This is a genomic window from Salipiger bermudensis HTCC2601 (genome assembly GCF_000153725.1).
Taxonomy (GTDB): domain Bacteria; phylum Pseudomonadota; class Alphaproteobacteria; order Rhodobacterales; family Rhodobacteraceae; genus Salipiger; species Salipiger bermudensis.
Genome location: NZ_DS022276.1, coordinates 103,909 through 124,600 on the forward strand (window position 1 = coordinate 103,909; position 20,692 = coordinate 124,600).

A 20,692-nucleotide genomic window follows, 5' to 3' on the forward strand; every position below is an offset into this window, starting at 1 on the left:
GCGGGCGGGGAGACGGCCAGCCGCCGGTGGCCGGGGCGGAGAAGGCGGCGGGGGCGACGAGGAAGGCGCGCTCGGGGATGTGGCTGTCGGCGGGTAGCAGGCGGCGGATGTTCTCGAGCCCGATGCGGGTGCCGATGCGGGTCACCAGATCGTCGAGCGCCGGGCCCTCGGGCGCCGCCCCGCGCGCCGCCACCGGCCCGCCCAGCTGTTGCACCGGCAGATCCTCGACCACCACTGCCTCGAGCCGCAGCTGGTCGATGCCGAAGCCGGCCTCGGCGGCCTCCACGCCGCGGCGGAACAGCGGCAGGATGCGGCCCGCCTCGCGCATCGGGCTCGCCAGCCGCAGCTCGACCCGGGCCGCGCCGCCATCGACCCGGCGCAGGCTCAGCTCGAGCACCCGCGCGCCGGTCTCCTGCGCCAGAAGCCGGGCGCAGAGCCGCTCGAGCAGGCGCTCGGTGCCGGCCATCACGTCCTCGGTGAGGCCGATGGGCTCGGGCAGGCTCAGGCGAATGCCGTAATGCGGCGGCTCGGCGGTGGGGGTGACCGGCTCGGGCATCGCGCCCAGCGCTTGGTCGAGCCGGGCCAGCAGGGCGGGCCCGAAGCGCCGGGTCAGCGGCGGGCGCGGGCTGGCGGCGAGATCGCCGATCGTGCGCAGCCCGAGCCGCTGCAGCGCCGTCACCACCTCGGGCTCGAGCCGGAGCGCCGCCACCGGCAGCGGTCCGAGCGCGGCCAGCGGATCGCCCGCCGGCGCCACCCCCTCGCCGAAGCGCGCCAGCGCCCAGGCGCCGCCGCGGCTGTCGGCCAGCCCCAGCCGCAGCGCCAGCCCGGCGCGGGCGGCGCGGGCGCGCATGTCGGCCAGCATCATCGCCTCGCCACCATGCAGATGGGTGGCGCCGGTGACATCCAGCACCAGCCCGTCCGCGCCGTCGATCCCGACCCAGGGGCAGTAGCGCGTGGCCCAGCGCCGCAGCGCCGCGAGAAAGCGCCCGTCGTGCCCCGGTTCGGCCGGCGCAGTGAGCAGCGCCGGGCAGTAGATCCGCGCATCCGCCAGCGCCATGCCGCGATGCAGCCCCTCGGCCTCGGCCCGCGGGTTCAGGCAGAACAGCCGCTCGGCATTGGCCTGAGTCTGCACCAGCGCAAAGGGCGCCTCAACCGGACGCGCACGCAGAACCCGGTCGCTCGGCAACCGGGGAAACCACATGGAGACGATGCGCCGTGTCTGTCCAAAGAACATCCCAGGCTCCCAGTGTTCCTGATTTGTTCTTTATAATTTCCCAACGCAGCGCTGTCGAGTCCGCCTCCTCTTCGGAGGCCAGCCGCGGGGCGGCGCGCCAGCGGGTCTCGGCGGCGTTGCTGCCCATGCCCTCGGGGATCAGGCAGAGCCCGGTGCTGCCGCCGCTTTTCGCGGCAAGCTGCAGGCGGCGGCCCTGGCGCAGGTCGAGCGGCTTGGTGATCTCGGTCACCACCAGCGGCACCGCGCCGTCGCGCAGCGCCTCCTCGGTGACCGCCAGCGCATCGGTGGGCGAGGGCGCCTCGGCGATCAGCAGCCGGGAGGGATCGAAGAACGGTGACAGGCCCTGCGGGGTCAGCATCTCCGCGCTCCAGCCCGGGCGCACCCAGAGCACCGGGCCCGCGCCCTGCGCCGCGAGGATCGCGGCGAAGCTGCTGGCGCCGGGGCCGCAGACCTCGTGGACGCGGGCGGGACGCAGGGGGAAGCTGTCGAACAGATTCGCGGGCATGGGGTCAGGATACAGGGTCGGGCCGGGGCGGGCCAAGATCCCTGCGCCGACAAAGCGTGGAAAGCGGGCAGATCCTGCGGACTGGCGCTGCCACGGGCCGCGTCGCGATTGACGCAAGCCGCGCGCGGTGCGCCACTGTCGCCATGATGATCATTTCCCTCTCCGTGGCAGGCCGCCGATGAGCGCGCCGCTGCCCTACCGCCTTGGTCCGGCGCGTCCGGCGCTGGGGCTCGTGGTGCTGCAATCGGACGAGAGCGTCGAGGCCGACATGCGCCGCCTGATCCCGCAGCGCGGCAATCTGCTCGTCACCCGCGTGCCCTCGGGCGCCGAGGTCACCCCCGAGACGCTGGCCGAGATGGAGGGCCATCTGGGCCAGGCGGCGGCACTGTTCCCGCCCTGGGCGCGGTTCTCGGCGGTGGGCTATGCCTGCACCTCGGGCACGGCGCAGATCGGCGCGCCCCACGTGGCGGCGCAGATCCGCGCGGCGGTGGAGGCGGATGTGGTGACCGAGCCGGTCTCGGCACTGATCGCCGCCTGCGCGGCGCTGGGGGTGCGCCGGCTGGGGCTGATCTCGCCCTACGTGGCCGAGGTCTCGGGGCGGCTGCGCGCGGTGCTGGCCGAGGCGCGGATCGAGACGCCGGTCTTTGCCAGTTTCGAGGTGCCGGAAGAGGCCCGGGTGGCGCGGATCGGGCCGCAGAGCCTGCGCGACGCCGCGATGCGGCTGGCCGGGGAGGCGCCGCTCGACGGGCTGTTCCTGTCCTGCACCAACCTGCGCACCCTGTCGGTGATTCCCGCGCTCGAGGCAGAGCTGGGACTGCCGGTGCTGTCGAGCAACCAGGTGCTGGCGTGGCACATGATGAGGCTGGCAGGGATCGCGGCGCCGAAGCGGGCGCCGGGGCGGCTTTTCATGCAGACGCGGTGACGGCGCGGCGCGCCTGCCAGAGCTGGCGGGCGCTCTCGAGGGGCGCATTCTGACCCAGCGTGTCGAGCGCCAGCGCGGCGGTGCCCAGCACCACGGCCTCGGCGAAGGGATCGTCGCGCTCACCCGCCCAAAGCGCGCCGAGCAGCGCCGGATCGCTCTCGCCATCATCAAGGCGACGGGTGGCCTCGGGCAGCAGGGCAGGAAAGCTTGTCTCCCACGCGGCGCCCTCGCGCAGGCCGAAGCCGGCGATCGCCTTGGCTGGGTGACGTTCGAACTCGCCGCCGCCGCCCTTGATCACGGTGAGCGCGTCGAGCCCGAGAATGGCGCCCGCATCGGCCTGCAGCAGGCGATAGGGCGGGTGGAACACGCCCTGCACAGAGACGCTGGCCCGCGCCGGGTTGAGCATCCGGCAGACGGTGTTCACGCAGGAGCGCAGGTGCAGCACGTCGCGCAATCTCAGCAGGCGGAAGAGCGCCGCAGAAAGATGCTCGAGCGGCAGGTAGGCGATGCCGTGTTGCTCCATGAGAGTGGAGGCCTCGGTGGGCCCCTCGGCCACCGGGATGCCGGCGGCGGCGAGCCCGTTGCGCACCGCCGCGTCGGCGCCGTTCCAGCCATGCATCAGCACCGGGTGCCCGGCATCGGCCACCAGCCGCGCCGAGAGCAGGAACCACGGCAGGCCGCGGGTGCGGCCGGCGGCATAGGAAGGCCAGTCGAGCGCCGGGCGGGGCAGGGCCGGAAGGCTCTGCTGCGCCGCATGCGCGAAGCCCGCGATCTCGTCGGCGGTCTCGCCCTTCATCCGCATCAGCATCAGGAGCGCGCCGATGGCATGGGGATCGGCCTCGCCCGAGAGCATGAGCTGCATCGCATCGACCGCTTCCTCGCGGCTGAGCGAGCGCGACCGTCCGGGGCCGCGCCCCAGCGTGCGGACATGGGCGCCAAGCGTCATTCCGCGGCCACCTTCGCCTGTGCCGCGGCGAGGATCGAGGCCAGCTCGGGCCGGCAGGAACCGCAATTGGTTCCCGCCTCCAGCGCCGCGCCGATCTGTTCGACGCTGAGCAGCCCTTGCGTCTCGATGGCGGCGACGATGGTGTTGAGCCCGACATTGAAGCACGAGCACACCAGCGGGCCGGGATCGGGGCGGTCGGCGGGCGGCTGGCCGGTAAGGGCGTCGGGGGCCTCGGTGCCGGGCAGGGTGGCGAGGAAGTCGCGCTTGAGCGCCACCGGTTCGGGGCCGGCGAAGAGCGCCGCGATCAGCCGGTCGCCGTCGTGGAAGGCGATGCGGGCAACGCCGCGCCGGGCGTCGATCACGGTCTGGCAGGGCGCGTCGGGCAGGCCGAAGAGCGCGCGCGCCTCGGCCTCCCAGTCCTCGGGCTGGGCTGCGGCGGCCAGCTCGGCGCGCCAGCCCGCACGGGTGCAGGCGCGGGCCCAGTAATCGGCGGTGGGGGTGATCTCGGTGGCGGACACGGCATAGCCGTACCATGCCGCGTCGAAGCGTGCCACCGCCGTGGTGCTGGCCTTGCTCTCGGGCTGGCCCGAGACCGGGTCGGTGTTGGCGGCGACCAGCGCGTCGATCCGGGCCGAGGGCGCGGTTTCGCCGGTCCAGTGCATCGGCGCAAACACGTCGCCCGGCGCCACCGCATCGGTGATCCGCGCCCGCAGGATCGCCTTGCCCTGCGGGTTCTCGAGCCGCACCAGATCGGCGGGCGCGATGCCGAGGCGGCGCGCATCCTCGGGGTGGATCTCGAGGAAGGGCTCTGCGAGATGGGCGGCCAGCCGCGGTGAGCGGGCGGTGCGGGTCATGGTATGCCACTGGTCGCGGATGCGCCCGGTGTTGAGCCGGAAGGGAAACTCGGTGCAGGGCTCGGACGCCGGGGGGCGATAGCGGATCGGCAGCATCCGGGCCTTGCCGTCGGGGTGGTAGAAACGCCCGTCGGCGAAGAAGCGGCCGCCGTTGCGGGTGGCGCTGGCAGGCCAGCGGAAGGGCGCCATCGCCATGTATGCGCTGTCGCTGAGCTCGGCCTTGGCGGAGATGTCGAAATCGCGCCCGAGCGTGCCGGCAAGCCCTGAAAGGGCTGCGTATTCGCGGAAGATCTCGGCCGGGCAGGCATAGTCGAACGCCTCGCGCCAGCCCATGCGGCGGCCGACCTCGGCGAGGATCTCCCAGTCGGGCCGCGCCACGCCGGGCGCCGGCAGCGCGGCGCGCTGGCGGCTGATGGTGCGGTCGGAGTTGGTGACCGTGCCCTCCTTCTCGGCCCAGGCCGAGGCGGGCAGCAGCACATGGGCCAGCCGGGCGGTGTCGGTGGCGGCGGTGATGTCCGAGACCACGACGAAATCGCAATCGGCGATCGCCTTGGTGACCGCATCGGCATCGGGCATGGTGACGGCGGGGTTGGTGTGGATGATCCACAGCGCCTTGATGCGGCCGTCGCCGGCGGCGCGGAACAGGTCCACCGCCTTGAGCCCCGGCGCGTCGGCCATGCGCGGGCTGTCCCAGAATTCATGCACCGCGGCGCGGTGGTCGGCGTTCTCGATGTCGAGGTGACAGGCCAGCATGTTGGCCAGCCCACCGACCTCGCGCCCGCCCATGGCGTTGGGCTGGCCGGTGATCGAGAACGGCCCGCAGCCGGGGGTGCCGATGCGGCCCGTGGCGAGGTGGCAGTTGAGGATGGCGTTGACCTTGTCGCTGCCCGAGGTGGACTGGTTCACGCCCTGCGAATAGACGGTGACCACCTTTCCGGTGCCGATCCAGAGCTTGTAGAACGCCGCGAGTTGCGCCTCCGACAGCCCGGTGACGGTGTCGCGGTCGCTCGAGGCGGCGATCAGCGCCTCGTTGAAGCCCTGCACGGTGGCGAGGAATTCCTTGTCGAGCGCGCCGGCCTCGTGGATGGCGCAGAGCAGCCCGTTGAACAGCGCCGCATCGGTGCCGGCCTTGAGCGCGAGATGCATGTCGGCGCCATCGCAGGAGGCGGTGCGGCGCGGGTCGATGACCACGAGCTTGGTGCCGCGCGCCTTCCGCGCCGCGAGGATGCGCTGGTAGAGCACCGGGTGGCACCACGCGAGGTTCGAGCCCACCAGCACGATCAGGTCGGCCTCCTCAAGATCCTCGTAGGTCCCGGGCACGGTGTCGGTGCCGAAGGCGCGGCGGTGGCCGGCCACCGACGACGCCATGCAGAGCCGCGAGTTGGTGTCGATATTGGCGGCGCCGACATAGCCCTTCATCAGCTTGTTGGCGACGTAGTAATCCTCGGTCAGCAGTTGGCCGGAGACGTAGAAGCCCACGCTCTCCGGCCCGTGCTGCTCGATGGTCTCGCGAAAGCGCTGGGCGACGAGATCGAGCGCCTCGTCCCAGTTCGCCTCGCGGCCGTGCACGCGGGGAGAGAGCAGGCGCCCTTCCAGCCCCACGGTCTCGCCAAGGGCCGAGCCCTTGGAGCAGAGCTTTCCGAAATTCGCCGGGTGCTCCGGGTCGCCCCGTACCGTCAGCCCGCCCTGGCCGTCGGCCAGCAGGCGCACCCCGCATCCCACCCCGCAATAGGGGCAGGTCGAACAGATCTCGGAAACGCCCTGGTCTTTCATCACGCCGCACTCCGCCGGGAGACCGCCGCGCCGTCGAGCAGGATGCGCCCGTCCTCGAGCCGTACCGGGTAGGTGTCGATGCGGCCCTCGTCGGCGCCCTGCGCCTCGCCGGTGTTGAGGTCGAACACCCAGTTGTGCAGCGGGCAGGTGACCTTCTGGCCGTGCACGATGCCCTCCGAGAGCGGGCCCTGCTTGTGCGGGCAGGTGTTCGAGGCGGCAAACACCTCGGCGGTGTCGGTGCGGAAGATCGCCACGCAGCCGACCTCCGTCCTGACCAGCCGGGCGCCGCGCAGCGGCACGTCGTCGATATGTCCGATGTCGATCCAGCTCATTGGCCTGTCTCCGCTTGCGAGATGGGGGAGCCGCCCCGAAGGCCGGGGCGGCAATCTTGGCGAGGGGCGGCGCTCATTCCGCCGCCTTCAGGGTGAGGTCGGCAAGCGGCTGGAAGCGGCGCGCGGCCTCCGGCTCTGCCCGCTCCGCCCAGGGATCGGTCTGGTAGACGCTTTGCGAGACGTCGAAACGCTCGACCAGCGCCCGGCGCTCGGTCTCGTCGGAGAGCACCTCCTTGACCCAGTCGAGCCCGACCTTGGCGACCCACTTGTAGGGCCGGTCGAGATACTTGGCGTGCTCGCGGTAGAGCTGCACGAAGGCGGTGGTCCACTCGATCGCCGCCTCTTCGGTGGGCACGTCGACGAGGCGTTCGGTCTCTTTCACGTCCATGCCGGCGGCACCGGCGACGCCGATCTGGTAGCCGCTGTCGACGCAGATGATGCCGACATCCTTGCAGGTCGCTTCGGCGCAGTTGCGCGGGCAGCCCGAGACGCCGAGCTTGACCTTGTGCGGCGTCCACGACCCCCAGAGCTTCTTCTCGAGCTTGATGCCGAGCCCGGTGCTGTCCTGCGTGCCGAAGCGGCACCAGTCGGAGCCGACGCAGGTCTTCACCGTGCGCAGACCCTTGGTATAGGCGTGGCCCGAGACCATGCCGGCCTCGTTGAGATCGTGCCAGATCGCCGGCAGATCCTCTTTCTTGACGCCCAGAAGGTCGATGCGCTGGCCGCCGGTGACCTTGACGGTGGCGCCGTATTTCTCCGCCGCCTGCGCGATGGCGATCAGCTCCTGCGGGGTGGTCATGCCGCCCCACATGCGCGGCATCACGCTATAGGTGCCGTCCTTCTGGATGTTGGCGTGGTTGCGCTCGTTGACGAAGCGGCTTTGCGGATCGTCGGTATAGTCGAGCGGCCAGTCCGCCAGCAGGTAGAAGTTGATCGCCGGGCGGCAGACATGGCAGCCATTGCGGGTCTTCCAGCCCAGCTCCTGCCAGACCGCCTCCTGCGATTTCAGCTCCTGCGCCTTGATCAGGCGGCGCACGTCCTCATGGGTGAGGTCGGTGCAGCCGCAGACCGGCTGCGCCGTGGGCAGCACGAACTCGTCGCCCAGCGTGACCGAGAGCACCTGCTCGACGAGCCCGGTGCAGGTGCCGCACGACGCGCTGGCCTTGGTGGTGGCCTTGATCGCCCCGAGATCGGTGGCGCCGCCTTCGATGGCGGCCACGATATCGCCCTTGCATACGCCGTTGCAGCCGCAGATCTCCGCCTCAGGCGGCAATGCTGCAACGGCTGACAGAGGGTCCGCGGATGCACCCCCCTGATAGGACGGCCCGAAGATCAGCGTCTCGCGCATCTCCGAGATGTCTGTGCCATCCTTGATCAGCCCGAAGAACCAGTTGCCGTCGGCGGTGTCGCCATACATCACCGCGCCGACCAGCTTGTCCTCCTCGATCACGAGGCGCTTGTAGATGCCTCGGGCGGGGTCACGATAGACGATGTCCTCGCGACCCGGGCCGTCGGCGAAATCGCCCGCCGAGAACAGGTCGCAGCCGGTGACCTTGAGCTTGGTCGAGAGCTCGCGCATGGCGAAGGTCTCTTCTTCGCCGAGCAGCGTCTTGGCCAGAACCTTGGCCTGATCGTAGAGCGGTGCCACGAGGCCGAAGAGGTTGCCCTCATACTCGACGCATTCGCCCACGGCAAAGACATCCGGCGTCTCGGTGCGCATCTGCGCGTCGACCTTGATGGCGCGGCCGCAGGCGATGCCGCTGTCCTGCGCCAGCTTCACCGCCGGGCGGATGCCCACCGCCATGCAGACGATGTCGCAGGGCAGCTCGGTGCCGTCGGCGAGGTTGACCTGCTCGGCCTTGCCGTTGCCCACGATCTCCTTGGTCGAGGCTTCGAGCAGCACGGTGATGCCGCGGCGCTCGAGATCCTTCTTCAGCAGGTAGCCCGCCGCCGGATCGAGCTGGCGCTCCATCAGGTGCGAGGCGATGTGCAGCACCGTGACCTCCATGCCGCGCAGCCGCAGCGCCGCCGCCGCCTCGAGCCCGAGCAGGCCGCCACCGATGACCACGGCCTTGGAGCCGGGTTTGCCGGCGGCCTCGGTCATCGCGGTGGTGTCCTCGAGGTCGCGGAAGGCCACGACGCCGGGCAGGTCATGGCCGGGGCAGGGAATGATGAAGGCCGAGGACCCGGTGCCGAAGACCAGCTTGTCATAGGCCACTTCGCCCTTCTCGCCGACCACGACCTTGCGCGCGGTATCGACGCTCAGGACCTTTTCGCCGAACCGGCAGGCGACCTTGTGGCGCCGTACCAGTCGTCATCATGGGTGACGATCTCGGCAAAGCTCTTTTCGCCCGAGAGCACTGGCGAGAGCATGATGCGGTTGTAGTTGCCGCGCGGTTCGGCGTTGAAGAGCGTGATCTCGAAGGCGCCGGGATCGGCGTCGAGCAGGTGTTCGAGCAGTCGGCCAGAGGCCATGCCTGCTCCGATGACGACGAGTTTCTGCATCTCTGCGGCTCCTCTCAGACGTACCATGCGACGATGTGGGCGATCTCGCCCGCATCAAAGATCGGCAGGGCGACGAGGGTTTCGTAACCCTCGGTGAGGCCCGGCTTGCCGGTGACGATCAACGGCAGGCCGGTGGCGAGCACCTTGCCGATATTGCCCTGGTTGGCGTTGACCCGGCGCGGCGGCTCCTGCGTGTCGTCGGTCCAGAGCGGGCCCTCGCGCTCGCAGATGCCGTCGGCGAGGATCGCGGCGATCTCGCGGCCGACCTTGACCGGGCGCGAGTCCCAGATCTCGAAACGGCGCGCGATCGGCGTGCCGCGGGCCGAGAGCAGGGTGAGCACGAAGCTCTTGTCCTGCGGCACCGGGATCGGCAGGCCGAGCCCGGTGGTCAGCCCCGCCTTGCCGGCGCTGTCGGCGCGGATGAAGCGGTAGCCGGAGCCGAGATCGCGGAACAGCATCGGCGTGCTGGCCGACCAGACGCCCCCCGGCAGGCCCTGGCCGCGCGGGAAATGCGTGTGCTGGGAGACCCATTCGAAATGCTTGGCGGCGCCATAATAGCCATCATCCAGCATCAAGAGACCGTCTTCCTCGTGCCAGACCTCGATGGCGCCGGTGCGGTTTTCATCATCACCGCAGAGCACCACGAGAACCGCCTTGAGCTGGGCGTCGTTGAACACCGGGATTGCCACTGCCGAGGTCAGCCCGGCTTCGGCGGCGGCCTCGATGCGCTTGAAATACGAGCCGTCGAAGCCCTTGAGCACCACCGGGCGCTCCTCGGCCCAGGCCTTGCCCGGCAGGCCTTCGCCCTTGGCGAAGCTGATCGCGCGGGTGGCCTCCTCGAAGGCCGAAAGCGCGCCGTAGTTGCCCGTGGCGAGGACCAGCCGGTCCCCCTCGGGCACCCAGATCTCGGTGACCTGGATGAAGGTCTTCACGGGTGCGTCAAGAACGGTGTCCATGATCGTGCCCCCTTGTCCTAGAGGTTTGCATCTGTCGCGCCCCGGCATCACGCGGGAGCGCCTGCCTTTCAGGCGGCTTTCTTCTTCTTCTCGGTCTTGGCCTCGGACTTGCCGTGTTTGCCGTGCTCGTACTCCTCGAGGAAGTTCAGCACCTGCTCGCGGTAGAGGTAGTAATCCGGGTGCTCGAGCAGCGCCTTGCGGGTGCGGGGGCGGGGCAGGTCGACATCGACGATCTTGCCGATGGTGGCCTGCGGGCCGTTGGTCATCATCACCACGCGGTCGGCCAGCAGGATCGCCTCGTCGACATCGTGGGTGACGCAGATCGCGGTCACCTTGGTGCGTGACCAGACCTCCATCAGCACCTCCTGCAACTCCCAGCGGGTGAGGCTGTCGAGCATCCCGAAGGGCTCGTCGAGCAGCAGCAGCTTGGGCGAGAGGGCAAAGGCGCGGGCGATGCCGACGCGCTGCTTCATGCCGTTCGACATGTCGGCAGCACCCTTGTCCATCGCATCGGCGAGGCCGACGCGCTCGAGATAGTACTCGACCACCTCCTGGCGCTCGGCCTGGGAGGCCTTGGGATAGACCTTGTCGACCCCGATGGCGCAGTTCTCGCGGGCGGTGAGCCACGGGAACAGGTTGGGCGACTGGAACACCACCGCACGCTCGGGGTCGGCGCCCTCGACATGGCGGCCATCAAGACGGATGCCGCCCTTGGAGATGCTGTTGAGGCCGGCTGCCATGGTCAGCACGGTGGACTTGCCGCAGCCCGAATGGCCGATCAGCGAGATGAACTCGCCCTTGTTGACCTTGAGGTTGAAGTCCTCGACCACCGTGAGCGGGCCCTTGGGGGTGGGGTAGATCTTGTGCAGCTGCGAGAAGTCGAGGAAGCGCTCCTCGATCATGCCTTCCTGCGCCTTGGCGACCGCTGCCGGAACGTCTGCCGCGATGCCGTGGATCGGGGTCACGTCGGGCAGGTTGCGGCTGCCCTCGGTCTTGGCCTCGATGCCCACGTCCATCAGGTAGGTGGTGACCTCGGCGCGCAGGCGCTTGAAGGTCTCGTCATGGTTCATCTCGCCACGATCGCGCGGGCGCGGAATGCTCACCGGGAACTCGGTGCCGAGCGTGCCGTCGGGGTTCAGCGCGATGATGCGGTCGGCCAGCATGATCGCCTCGTCGACATCGTTGGTGATCAGCACGCAGGTCTTCTTGTCCTGCTCCCAGATCTGCTCGATCTCGTCGGCGAGATTGGCGCGGGTCAGCGCGTCGAGCGCCGAGAGCGGCTCGTCGAGCAGCAGCACTTCGGGGCTCATGGCCAGCGCGCGGGCGACGTTGACGCGCTGGCGCATGCCGCCCGAGAGCTCGGCCGGACGCCGCGTGGTGGCGTGGCTGAGCCCGACCATCTTGACGTACTTGGCGACGGTGGCCTCCTTCTCGGCCTTGGGCATCTTGGGGAAGACGCTGTCGAGCGCGAGCTGCACGTTGCCGTTCACCGTGAGCCACGGCATCAGCGAATAGTTCTGGAAGATCACGCCGCGCTCGGGGCCGGGGCCCTCGATCTCGGCGCCCTTGAAGGTGACGCGGCCCTTGGAGGGCTTTTCGAGCCCGGCCATCAGGTTGATCAGCGTGGTCTTGCCGCTGCCGGAGAAGCCCAGGAGCACGAGGAACTCGCCCTCCCGGACCTCGAGGTCGATGCCTTTCAGCACATCGGTCTTGTGGGTGCCTTCGCCGAAGCTTTTCGAGACGTTTTCGAACTTGAGAATGCTCATGGATTTGTCCTTTCGCGCGATCGCTTCGCGACTTGAGCGCTGGTTTGTTCGCGCTACCGCTTGGCTGCTTGAGCGCTGGCTTGCTTGCGCTATCGCTTCGCTACCTGAGCGCTGGTGGTCTCCTGACCGGCCCGGTTCAGCGGTTGTTCGAGAAGGTGAAGAGCGATTGCAGGGCGAACATCACGCGATCGAGCAGGAAGCCGATGATGCCGATGGTGAACACCGCGACCATGATCTTGGCGAGCGACGAGGAGGAGCCGTTCTGGAACTCGTCCCAGACGAACTTTCCGAGGCCGGGGTTCTGGGCCAGCATCTCGGCGGCGATCAGCACCATCCAGCCAACCCCGAGCGACAGGCGCAGGCCGGTGAAGATCAGCGGCAGGGCCGAGGGCAGCACCAGCTTGGTGATCTTGGTCCAGGTGTTCATCTTGAGCACCTTGGAGACGTTGACCAGATCCTTGTCGATCGAGGCCACGCCGAGCGCGGTGTTGATCAGGGTCGGCCACAGCGAGCACAGCGTCACGGTGATCGCCGAGATCAGGAAGGACTTGGAGAACAGCCCGTCATTGGTGGCCACCGCGGCGGAGATGATCATCGTCACGATGGGCAGCCAGGCCAGCGGCGAGACCGGCTTGAAGATCTGCACAAGCGGGTTGATGGCCGAGTTGGCGTAAGGAGAGAGGCCGGCGAGAATGCCCAGAGGGATCGCCACGCAGGAGCCGATCAGGAAGCCGAAGAACACCGTCTTGATCGAGGTCCAGATCTGCTCGTAATAGCTCGGCGCGCCGGTATAGGCGATGTCCTTGACCTGGTCGGCCTTGCCCGCGGCGATGAGCTTCTCGTTGCGCGCCGCCACCATGGTCTCGAACTTGGCCTTCTTGGCGGCCTTGGCCTGCGCGTCCTCGTGCAGGAGCACCGCCTCGTGCCAGACCTGCGCCGGACCCGGGACCGCGCCGAGCGAGGTCTGCACCTTGGGCGCCAGCGTGCCCCAGAGCAGCAGGAAGCCCGCGATGGCCAGAAGCGGCACGCCCAGCAGCAGCCAGATGTCCTTCATCTGGGCCTTGGGGTTGTCGCCGGCGGCGGCTTTCAGGATCGGGGTGATCCATGCGAGGCCGAGGACGCGGAACCAGGCGTCGGCCTTGTTGATGCGGGTGAAGAGGCGCGCCCGGCGGGCTTCGCGCTCGGCCTCACGGGCGTAGTCTGGATCGACGGTTGTCATCTGAGGAGTCCTCGGCGGTTGGATGGATCGGTCCGGTGAGCGGCGCTCGCGCCGGGGGCGCATCGCCCCACCCACCGTCCCGCAGTCTGTCTCGGAAGCTGTCTCGGGAGGAGGTGGCGGAGGCACCCGGGAGGTGCGTCCGCCATGCATTTGCCGTTTCCTCAGGGTGCGCCCGGAGGGCACATCCCCGAAGGGAAATCAGCCCTGGATCTCGTTGCCCACGACCTTCTGCTCACCTTTCAGGCCGATCGGCAGGCTCTCGAGATAGCCGTTGGGGGTGCGGCCGTCATAGGGGATGCCGTCGATGATGTCGGCAGCCGGGGTCGCGTCCTTGTAGCCGTCGCTGTCCCAGGGGAAATCAGCCTCGTTGGCGAGACCCTCGTCGACCAGCGCGCGAGCGGCCTCGAGGTAGATCTCGGGCTTGTAGACCGACTTGGCGACCTCGTCGTACCAGCTATCCGGCTTGGCCTCGGCGATCTGGCCCCAGCGGCGCATCTGGGTCAGGTACCAGACCGCGTCGGAGTAGAACGGGTAGGTGGCGTTGTAGCGGAAGAACACGTTGAAGTCGGGAACCTCGCGCTTGTCGCCCTTCTCGTATTCGAAGGTGCCGGTCATCGAGTTGGCGATCACCTCGGCATCGGCGCCCACGTATTCCGGCTGCGACAGCATCTCGACCGCTTCCATGCGGTTGGCGTTGTCGTTCTCGTCAAGCCACATGGCGGCGCGGATCAGCGCCTTGACCACGGCCTTGGTGGTGTTGGGGTTCTCTTCCGCGAAATCGGCGGTGATGCCGAAGACCTTCTCGGGGTTGTTCTTCCAGAGCTCGTAATCGGTGATCACCGGCACGCCGATGCCCTTGAACACCGCCGCCTGGTTCCACGGCTCACCGACGCAGTAGCCGTAGATCGTGCCGGCCTCGAGGGTGGCGGGCATCTGCGGCGGCGGGGTGACCGAGAGCAGAACATCGGCGCCGATCTGGCCGGTGACGTTCTCGGGCGAGTAGTAGCCGGGCTCGAGACCACCGGCGGCGAGCCAGTAGCGCAGCTCGTAATTGTGGGTCGAGACCGGGAACACCATACCCATGTTGAAGGGCTTGCCCTCGGAGCGGTACTTCTCGACCACCGGCGCCAGCGCCTCGGCCGAGATCGGGTGCTGCGGAAGGCCGTCTTCGTTGGTCGGGATGTTGGGCTTCATCTCTTCCCAGACGGCATTGCTGACGGTGATGCCGTTGCCGTTCAGATCCATCGAGAAGGGCGTGATGATATGCGCCTCGGTGCCGTAGCCGATGGTGGCGGCGAGCGGCTGCCCGGCCAGCATGTGGGCGCCGTCGAGCTGGCCGCCGATCACGCCGTCGAGCAGAACCTTCCAGTTGGCCTGTGCCTCGAGCGTCACGAACAGTCCCTCGTCGAGGAAGTAGCCCTGCTCGTAGGCCACCGCGAGCGGCGCCATGTCGGTCAGCTTGATGAAGCCGAAGGTCAGTTCATCCTTTTCGAGATCCTGCGCGAGCAGGGGAGAGGAGAGCGCCGTGGTGGCGGTAAGTGCGAGGAGAAGGTTCTTCATTCGTCCGTTCCGTCCCTTGGAGATGCCCGGTGAAACGCCCGGGCAGAAAAACAAAAAAAGCCGCCGACTGATCGCGACTCTGGAGGAGGTCGCGGCAGTCGAGCGGCTTTGCTCGGATATCCCAAACGCTGGGAGAATTTCGGGAGCGGCGCGCCATTGCGCTGCTCGTGACCCTTCTATGACGGCAACTTCCGGATCCGATCAATTGAAAATGTCACCTTGGGGTCATGTTTAACCGGGTGGTCAATTTTCAGATGCTGCATCTGCATAAAAAGGCGGCGTCAGTGCGCCGAGGGCTCGAAAATGCGGCCATCGAAGAACGAATCCGGCCCGAGGAAGAGCCGTCCCGATGTCGAGGCCACGGCGGTCTCCTCCGAGAGCGCGCCCTCCATCTTCGACGAAGCGCCGGGCAGCTCGGCCCGGGTCGGCGCCAGCGCCTCGCGGAAGAGGTCGCTGCGGAACACCGCGCGCGCGGCACGCGCCGCGGTGGGCCGGTCGAGCCCGGTGCGCGCGGCGAGCTGCAACCCGATCCACTCCGCCTGGCTGCGCCACGGGAAGGTGGCGGCGCCGTGGTGGAACTCGACGAAGCCCGGCACGTGGCGCTCCTCGCCCTGGGCCGAGATCACCAGCCGGCCGTTCAGCGCCCGGTCGAGGATCTCGGCCGGCAGGTCGAGATATTCCTTGCGGCTGAGCAGCTCGGCAGCAAGCGTCGGCGATCCGGGCTCGGCCAGCCAGCGCCCGGCGCGCCAGACCGCGCGGATCAACCGGCCCAGCAGGTCAGGCTCGGCGCTCGCCCAGTCGCTGCGCACCGCCAGCACCTTCTCGGGGGCGAAGCGCCAGATCGCGCTGCCAGGCAGCAGCAGCGTGCCGACGCCGTTCTCCACCGCGATCGAGCCCCAGGGCTCGCCGACGCAGAAGGCGTCGATCTCGCCGGCCTGCATGGCATCGGCCATCAGCGAGGGCGGCACGGTGCGGATGTCGACGCTCTGCGGGGCCGGCAGCCCCAGCGCCGAGAGCCAGTAGTAGAGCAGCTCCGCATGCATCGAGAACGGGAAGGGCACGCCCAGGCGCAGCGGCTGGTCGGCTACGGCGATCAGCGCCTCGCCGGCGGTGCGGGCATCATTGAAGGCGAAGTCGTGGCCATGTTCGCGCAGCCGTGCGGCCAGCGCGTTGCTCACCCCGATGACATTGCCGTTCACGCCCAGCACCGAGACCGCCGAGAGCGCCGTGCCGGTTCCACCGAGCCCCAGCGCCGACGCCACAGGGACCGGCGAGAGCATGTGCGCCGCCTCGACCCGGCCGAAGCTCAGCATGTCGCGCACCGACGACCACGATGGCGCCCGGCGCAGCTCGAGCGCGATGCTCTCCTCGGCGGCAAAGCCCATTTCATGCGCCACGATCAGCGGCGCGGCATCGATCAGGGGCAGGAAACCCACGGACAGGGTCGCAGCGATCATCCCAGAAGCCCCGCCGCCGTCACCAGCGCCGCGGCCACCTCGGCCACGCGCTTGCCCTGATCCATCGCGGTCTTGCGCAGCAGCGCATAGGCCTCGTCCTCATCGACCCCGCGCGCCTTCATCAGCATACCCTTGGCGCGGTCGATCATCTTGCGCTCTTCCAATGCGCGCTTGGTTTCGGCCAACTCGGTGCGCATCCGCTGGAACATGCGAAAGCGCGCGATGGCGGCGTCCATGATCGGCTTCACCCGCTGCGGTTTCATGCCATCGACCACGTAGGCCGAAACGCCCGCCTCGATGGCGGTGTCGGTCAGTCCCTCGCCGTCGCGGTCGACGAACATCGCCACGGGCCGGTCGAGCGGCCCTGAGGCCAGCGCGAGCTCTTCGAGCGTGTCGCGCGACGGGCTTTCCACGTCGATCAGCACCACGTCCGGGCTCAGCGCCTGGATCTTGCGGGCGAGGCCAGTGGGCTCGGAGATGACGTGAATGTCGTAGCTGCCCGCATCCCGCAGGCTGTCCACGATGAGAATGGCGCGGTCGCGGTCAGGCTCGACCACGACGATGGAGAGGGAGGCACTCATGGGCTCAGGAACAGCAGCGTTGTGGTGGGAAGTAAAGCTGGCCGATGGGGGTGGTGCCCTCGAAAAAGGCGCTTTGCCCGTTTTCTGGGCGGTGGTCCCTTGCACATGCCCTGTGCAGGGCCGGGGCTTTCGGTGCAGGCCGCAGGACCTATGTTGCCGGACGACACAAGGGAGCACGCAATGGAACTCGGACTCTACACTTTCGGCGATGTCGGCAAGAACCCGGTGACCGGTGAAACGGTCGACGCGCAGAAGCGGCTCAGGGAGCTGGTCGCGGAGATCCGTCTGGCCGACGAGGTCGGGCTCGACATCTTCGGACTGGGTGAGCACCACCGTCCGAACTACGCCATCTCTTCGCCCGCCACGGTGCTGGCCGCGGCCGCCTCGGTGACCGAGAACATCCGCCTGAGCTCGGCCGTCTCGGTGCTGAGCTCGGACGATCCGATCCGCGTGTTCCAGCAGTTTGCCACGCTCGACAACCTCTCCGGCGGGCGCGCCGAGCTGATGGTGGGGCGGGGCAGCTTCATCGAGAGCTTCCCGCTCTTCGGCTATGATCTCGACGATTACGGCGATCTGTTCGAGGAAAAGCTCGCCATGTTGCTGGCGATCAACGAACGCGAAACGCTCAACTGGCCCGGCACGAAGCACACGCCCAAGGTCTCGGGGCTCGGGGTCTATCCGCGCCCGGTGAACGACCAGCTGCCGGTCTGGATCGCCGCAGGCGGCACGCCGCAAAGCATGGTGCGGGCGGGCGCGCTGGGCACGCCTTTGGCGCTGGCGATCATCGGCGGCGAGCCGCGCCGCTTTGCGCCGCTGGCCGATCTCTACCGCCGCGCCGCCGATCAGGCCGGCAATGCCGACAAGGCGCGGGTGTCGCTCAACGTGCACGGCTTCCTGGGTGAAGATGGCAAGGCGGCAGCCGACCTGTTCTACCCGGCGCAGAAGGCGGTGATGGACCAGCTTGGCCGCGAGCGTGGCTGGGGGCCGCAGAGCCGCGCGCAATACGATGCCTCCTGCGGTCCCGAAGGCGCGATGTTCGTCGGCTCGCCCAACCAGGTGGCCGACAAGATCCTCGGCCTGCGCGAAGACCTGGGCTTTGACCGGGTCACCATCCAGATGGGGATCGGGGTGATCGACCACGCCGACATGATGAAAGCGATCGAGGTGCTGGGCACCAAGGTCGCGCCGCTGCTGCGGCAGGGCTGAGGCGCTTGGCGAGCTGAGCCCGGGCCTCCACCGCTCGAAGGTGGCCCGGCTCAGGCGCCCCAGGTCTTGCGCAGCACGCGCATCCAGTTGCGCCAGCAGAGCTTCTCCATCAGCGCCTCGTCCACGCCGTGCGCGCGCATCGCGGTCCGCAGGGCGGGCAGGCCGGCGCAGTCGGTGATCTCGTTGGGCACCAGCGCGCCGTCGAAATCCGAGCCGAAGCCCACGCGGTCCTCGCCGAGGATGCCGATCAGGTGGTCAAGATGGCGCATCATCTGCTCGAGCGGCACGTCGCCCTTCATCTGCCCGTCGCTGCGCAGGAAGGCAGAGGCGAAGTTGATCCCCACCATGCCGTCGCTCTCGGCGATCATCGCGAGCTGCCGGTCCGTGAGGTTGCGGCTGTGCGGCGTCACCGCCCATGCGTTGGAGTGCGTTGCGACCAGCGGTGCGTCGCTGATCGCCGCCACATCGTCGACGCCCTTCTCGTTGAGGTGGCTGAGATCGACCATGATCTTCAGCGCGTTGCACTCGCGGATCAGCCGCTTGCCATGATCGGTAAGGCCGGGCCCGGTGTCGGGGCCGGAGGGGAAGGCGAAGGGCACGCCGTGGCCGAAGATCGTCGGGCGCGACCACACCGGCCCCAGCGAGCGCAGCCCGCGCGCGTGCAGCGCGTGCAGTTGCTCGAGCCCGGGATCGATCCCTTCGGCGCCCTCGATATGCATGATCGCGGCCATGGTCGGGCCGAACAGCGCCTCTTCGAGCGCCTCCACCGTGCGACAGAGCGTGACCGCGCCGGCGCGCTCCAGCGCCTCGAGCGCGGCGATGCCTTTGATCGTCACGTCGCGGCCTTCGGCCTCGGGCAGCATCAGCGGCAGCGGCAGGTCGTATTGCGGCTGGTTCATGTCGTCGGGCGAGGTGCCGGGCACCGGCGGCGAGGGCACGAAGACCGCGAAGAACCCGCCGCCCAGCCCGCCGGCCTGCGCGCGCGGCAGGTCGATATGTCCGTCGGGCAGGCCCGCAGCCACACCCTCGGGGGTGACGTCGCCGCGCAGCAGGCGCAGCACGAGGTCGTTGTGTCCGTCGAAGATCGGGGGCGTGATGGCGGCGTCGGTCATGCGGGGAGGGGCTCCGGTTTGGCGTGCGCCAGAGATGACACCGGATGCCGTTCGCATGCAAGCGGTGCACCGCCGTGCGACGGAGGCGCCCGGTGCGTCAGCCGATCAGATAGGCGTAGGCCAGCACCCAGAGCGGTAGCACAATAAGCGCGACGAGCATGTAGCCGCCATTCCAGCGCAGCCCGACGGTGCGCGCGCTGACATTGCCGAAGGAGCCCACCAGCAGTGTGGTGGCGGTGAAGGGTGAGCTGATGCCCCCCAGCGCCCAGCCCGCGGTGATCGCGGTGACCAGCGCCACCGGCGAGACCCCAAGCTGGTCCGGCGTCGGCAGCAGCGGCGCGATCAGGGTCACCGCCAGGATCGGGTTCATCGCGAACTGCCCGGCCAGCGGGATGATCCAGACCAGCCCCGCCAGCACCAGCCAGTGCGGCAGGTCTTCGGGGTGGAAGCCCGAGGCCTTGACGATGGGCGCCAGCAGCGGCGCGCCGACGGTGCCGATATAGCCCGCCATCATCAGCAGCAGCACCTCGCCGCGGTAGCCCGGCATGTCGTGGAAGGCGTAGGTTCTGAGCCGCGCGCCCAGCGGTGCGCCGCCGCCGCGCGCCTGCAGCGTGGTCCAGACCAGCGCCATCACCGGCACGATCAGCAGCACCAGTCCGATCACCCTGATGCCGGTGAGCGCGCCGAAGATCAGCACGCTGGTCACGAGGATCGCCAGCAGCCCCACGAGCGGCAGCATCAGCGCCCATGTGCCGTGGGGCTTGGCGCGCGGCCGTGGCGGGTGCGTGAGCTTGGGCTTGAAGATCGTGTCGAGCCCCCAGCCGATGCCGGTCATCAGCAGCGCCGTGCCGAGTGCGGGCAGCACCACGGTCTCCCAGCTGGTGCCGGGGATCAGCGCGGTCGAGATGGCGATGGCGAAGGACAGCGGCGACCACGGCAGCGAAGTGACGAAGCCGCGCTGGATCGCCAGCAGCATACGACGACGGCGGTGGTTGCGGATCTCCTCGTCGGGCTCTTCCTGTGCTGCGGCGGTGGCGAGGCTGCCGAGCAGCGCGATGGCCCCGTAATTCAGCAGCAGCGCGAAGGCGGTGCCACCGGTGGTGAGCGCAAGGTAGCGCCGCCCGGGCGGCTGCTCGGCGAGAAAGGTGCCGCTGGCGCGGATCGCCGCCGACGGCTCGGCGGCGCTGCGCAGGGTGGCGAGCGCGGTGAAGAAGGCGGCGATGAACGAGGCTTGGTGAAAGGCCTTGGCCACGGTGCCCTGCCAGTCTCCGCCCTGCCAGATCAGCGCGCCGGTCAGCGCCAGCGCGACATAGACAAAGGCTTTGCGGTTGGCCCGCACCCGGAAGAACAGCACCGCGATCAGCGCCACCATCAGCAGGTCCACCAGCGGCTCCTGCACCGTGGTGCCAAGCCATTCGCGGATGATCACCAGCCCGGTGACGAGGATCATGAGCAATCCGGCGAAGCGGTCGAGACGGTGGGCAGCAGGGGCGGCGCCCTGCTCCGGGGAATGTCGCATGAGGCGGTCCGGGGCCTTTTCCTTGCAGTCGCCGAACAACGAGCCGCGCCGCGCGAGGCGTCGGGATCGCCGGGTATTTCGGGATCTTTTACCCCGGACCCCGTTCAAACCGCAATCTTCGGGGCTATGCGATATGGGCGCTCCCGCCATGCCGGTATGTCATGAAAGCTTCATCCCCGGTTGATCTTAGCGACATGGAAGCGTCACGAACCCGATACGCTCGCCGCCCTATACGGCACCCGGAA

The 20,692-nt window shown here is 68.9% G+C and carries 15 protein-coding genes and 1 pseudogene; 2 read left to right on the forward strand and 14 right to left on the reverse strand.

The window, feature by feature from the left end; translation table 11 throughout:
- Together R2601_RS00435 and R2601_RS00440 are read right to left on the reverse strand one after the other, a co-directional pair.
- A partial coding sequence (locus R2601_RS00435) for a Y-family DNA polymerase (protein WP_040544192.1) occupies window positions 1–1,234 on the reverse strand: 1,234 nt, incomplete at its 3' end.
- Window positions 1,149–1,739 carry an ImuA family protein gene (locus R2601_RS00440; RefSeq protein ID WP_007791915.1) on the reverse strand — a complete coding sequence of 197 codons (591 nt, stop codon included), beginning with the start codon at window positions 1,737–1,739 and terminating at the stop codon, window positions 1,149–1,151. The genes R2601_RS00440 and R2601_RS00435, both read right to left, overlap by 86 nt.
- A gap of 178 nt (window positions 1,740–1,917) precedes the next feature.
- Here R2601_RS00440 and R2601_RS00445 point away from each other — a divergent pair, with 178 nt between their 5' ends.
- The gene (locus R2601_RS00445; protein ID WP_007791919.1) at window positions 1,918–2,661 is read left to right on the forward strand and encodes a maleate cis-trans isomerase family protein; all 744 of its coding nucleotides are present in this window, start codon (window positions 1,918–1,920) and stop codon (window positions 2,659–2,661) included.
- Here R2601_RS00445 and R2601_RS00450 read toward each other — a convergent pair.
- From R2601_RS00450 to R2601_RS00495, 10 genes and pseudogenes are all read right to left on the reverse strand, one after another.
- Window positions 2,645–3,607 carry a glycosyl transferase family protein gene (locus R2601_RS00450; protein ID WP_007791922.1) on the reverse strand — a complete coding sequence of 321 codons (963 nt, stop codon included), beginning with the start codon at window positions 3,605–3,607 and terminating at the stop codon, window positions 2,645–2,647. The two genes, R2601_RS00445 and R2601_RS00450, sit on opposite strands and share 17 nt — an antisense overlap.
- The gene (locus R2601_RS00455; RefSeq protein WP_007791925.1) at window positions 3,604–6,234 is read right to left on the reverse strand and encodes a nitrate reductase; all 2,631 of its coding nucleotides are present in this window, start codon (window positions 6,232–6,234) and stop codon (window positions 3,604–3,606) included. The genes R2601_RS00450 and R2601_RS00455 overlap by 4 nt, the downstream gene beginning before the upstream one ends.
- The gene (nirD, locus tag R2601_RS00460; RefSeq protein ID WP_007791928.1) at window positions 6,234–6,566 is read right to left on the reverse strand and encodes a nitrite reductase small subunit NirD; all 333 of its coding nucleotides are present in this window, start codon (window positions 6,564–6,566) and stop codon (window positions 6,234–6,236) included. The genes R2601_RS00455 and nirD overlap by 1 nt, the downstream gene beginning before the upstream one ends.
- Window positions 6,567–6,639: 73 nt before the next feature.
- A pseudogene (nirB, locus tag R2601_RS00465) lies at window positions 6,640–9,071 on the reverse strand (nitrite reductase large subunit NirB).
- A gap of 14 nt (window positions 9,072–9,085) precedes the next feature.
- Window positions 9,086–10,027 (reverse strand): GAF domain-containing protein, encoded by a 942-nt coding sequence (locus tag R2601_RS00470; RefSeq protein ID WP_007791937.1) that lies wholly within the window; start codon window positions 10,025–10,027, stop codon window positions 9,086–9,088.
- Between the two features lie 68 nt (window positions 10,028–10,095).
- The gene (locus R2601_RS00475) at window positions 10,096–11,793 is read right to left on the reverse strand and encodes an ABC transporter ATP-binding protein (protein WP_007791939.1); all 1,698 of its coding nucleotides are present in this window, start codon (window positions 11,791–11,793) and stop codon (window positions 10,096–10,098) included.
- Window positions 11,794–11,929: 136 nt separating this feature from the next.
- A complete protein-coding gene (locus R2601_RS00480) occupies window positions 11,930–13,012 on the reverse strand; it encodes an ABC transporter permease (protein ID WP_007791942.1) in 1,083 nt (360 codons plus the stop codon).
- Window positions 13,013–13,210: 198 nt separating this feature from the next.
- Window positions 13,211–14,572 carry a CmpA/NrtA family ABC transporter substrate-binding protein gene (locus R2601_RS00485; protein WP_007791945.1) on the reverse strand — a complete coding sequence of 454 codons (1,362 nt, stop codon included), beginning with the start codon at window positions 14,570–14,572 and terminating at the stop codon, window positions 13,211–13,213.
- A gap of 281 nt (window positions 14,573–14,853) precedes the next feature.
- The gene (locus R2601_RS00490; protein WP_007791949.1) at window positions 14,854–16,029 is read right to left on the reverse strand and encodes an ABC transporter substrate-binding protein; all 1,176 of its coding nucleotides are present in this window, start codon (window positions 16,027–16,029) and stop codon (window positions 14,854–14,856) included.
- The gene (locus R2601_RS00495; protein ID WP_007791951.1) at window positions 16,026–16,610 is read right to left on the reverse strand and encodes an ANTAR domain-containing response regulator; all 585 of its coding nucleotides are present in this window, start codon (window positions 16,608–16,610) and stop codon (window positions 16,026–16,028) included. The genes R2601_RS00490 and R2601_RS00495 overlap by 4 nt, the downstream gene beginning before the upstream one ends.
- Before the next feature lie 180 nt (window positions 16,611–16,790).
- Here R2601_RS00495 and R2601_RS00500 point away from each other — a divergent pair, with 180 nt between their 5' ends.
- Window positions 16,791–17,816, forward strand: a complete 1,026-nt coding sequence (locus R2601_RS00500) for an LLM class flavin-dependent oxidoreductase (protein ID WP_007791954.1) — start codon at window positions 16,791–16,793, stop codon at window positions 17,814–17,816.
- Between the two features lie 50 nt (window positions 17,817–17,866).
- On the opposite strand, the gene R2601_RS00505 is transcribed toward R2601_RS00500, so the two are convergent.
- Both R2601_RS00505 and R2601_RS00510 read right to left on the reverse strand, forming a co-directional pair.
- The gene (locus tag R2601_RS00505) at window positions 17,867–18,928 is read right to left on the reverse strand and encodes a dipeptidase (RefSeq protein ID WP_007791957.1); all 1,062 of its coding nucleotides are present in this window, start codon (window positions 18,926–18,928) and stop codon (window positions 17,867–17,869) included.
- 97 nt (window positions 18,929–19,025) lie between these two features.
- Entirely contained in the window at window positions 19,026–20,447 is a 1,422-nt protein-coding gene (locus R2601_RS00510; RefSeq protein WP_040544199.1) for a hypothetical protein, read from the reverse strand.
- Window positions 20,448–20,692: the final 245 nt, after the last annotated feature.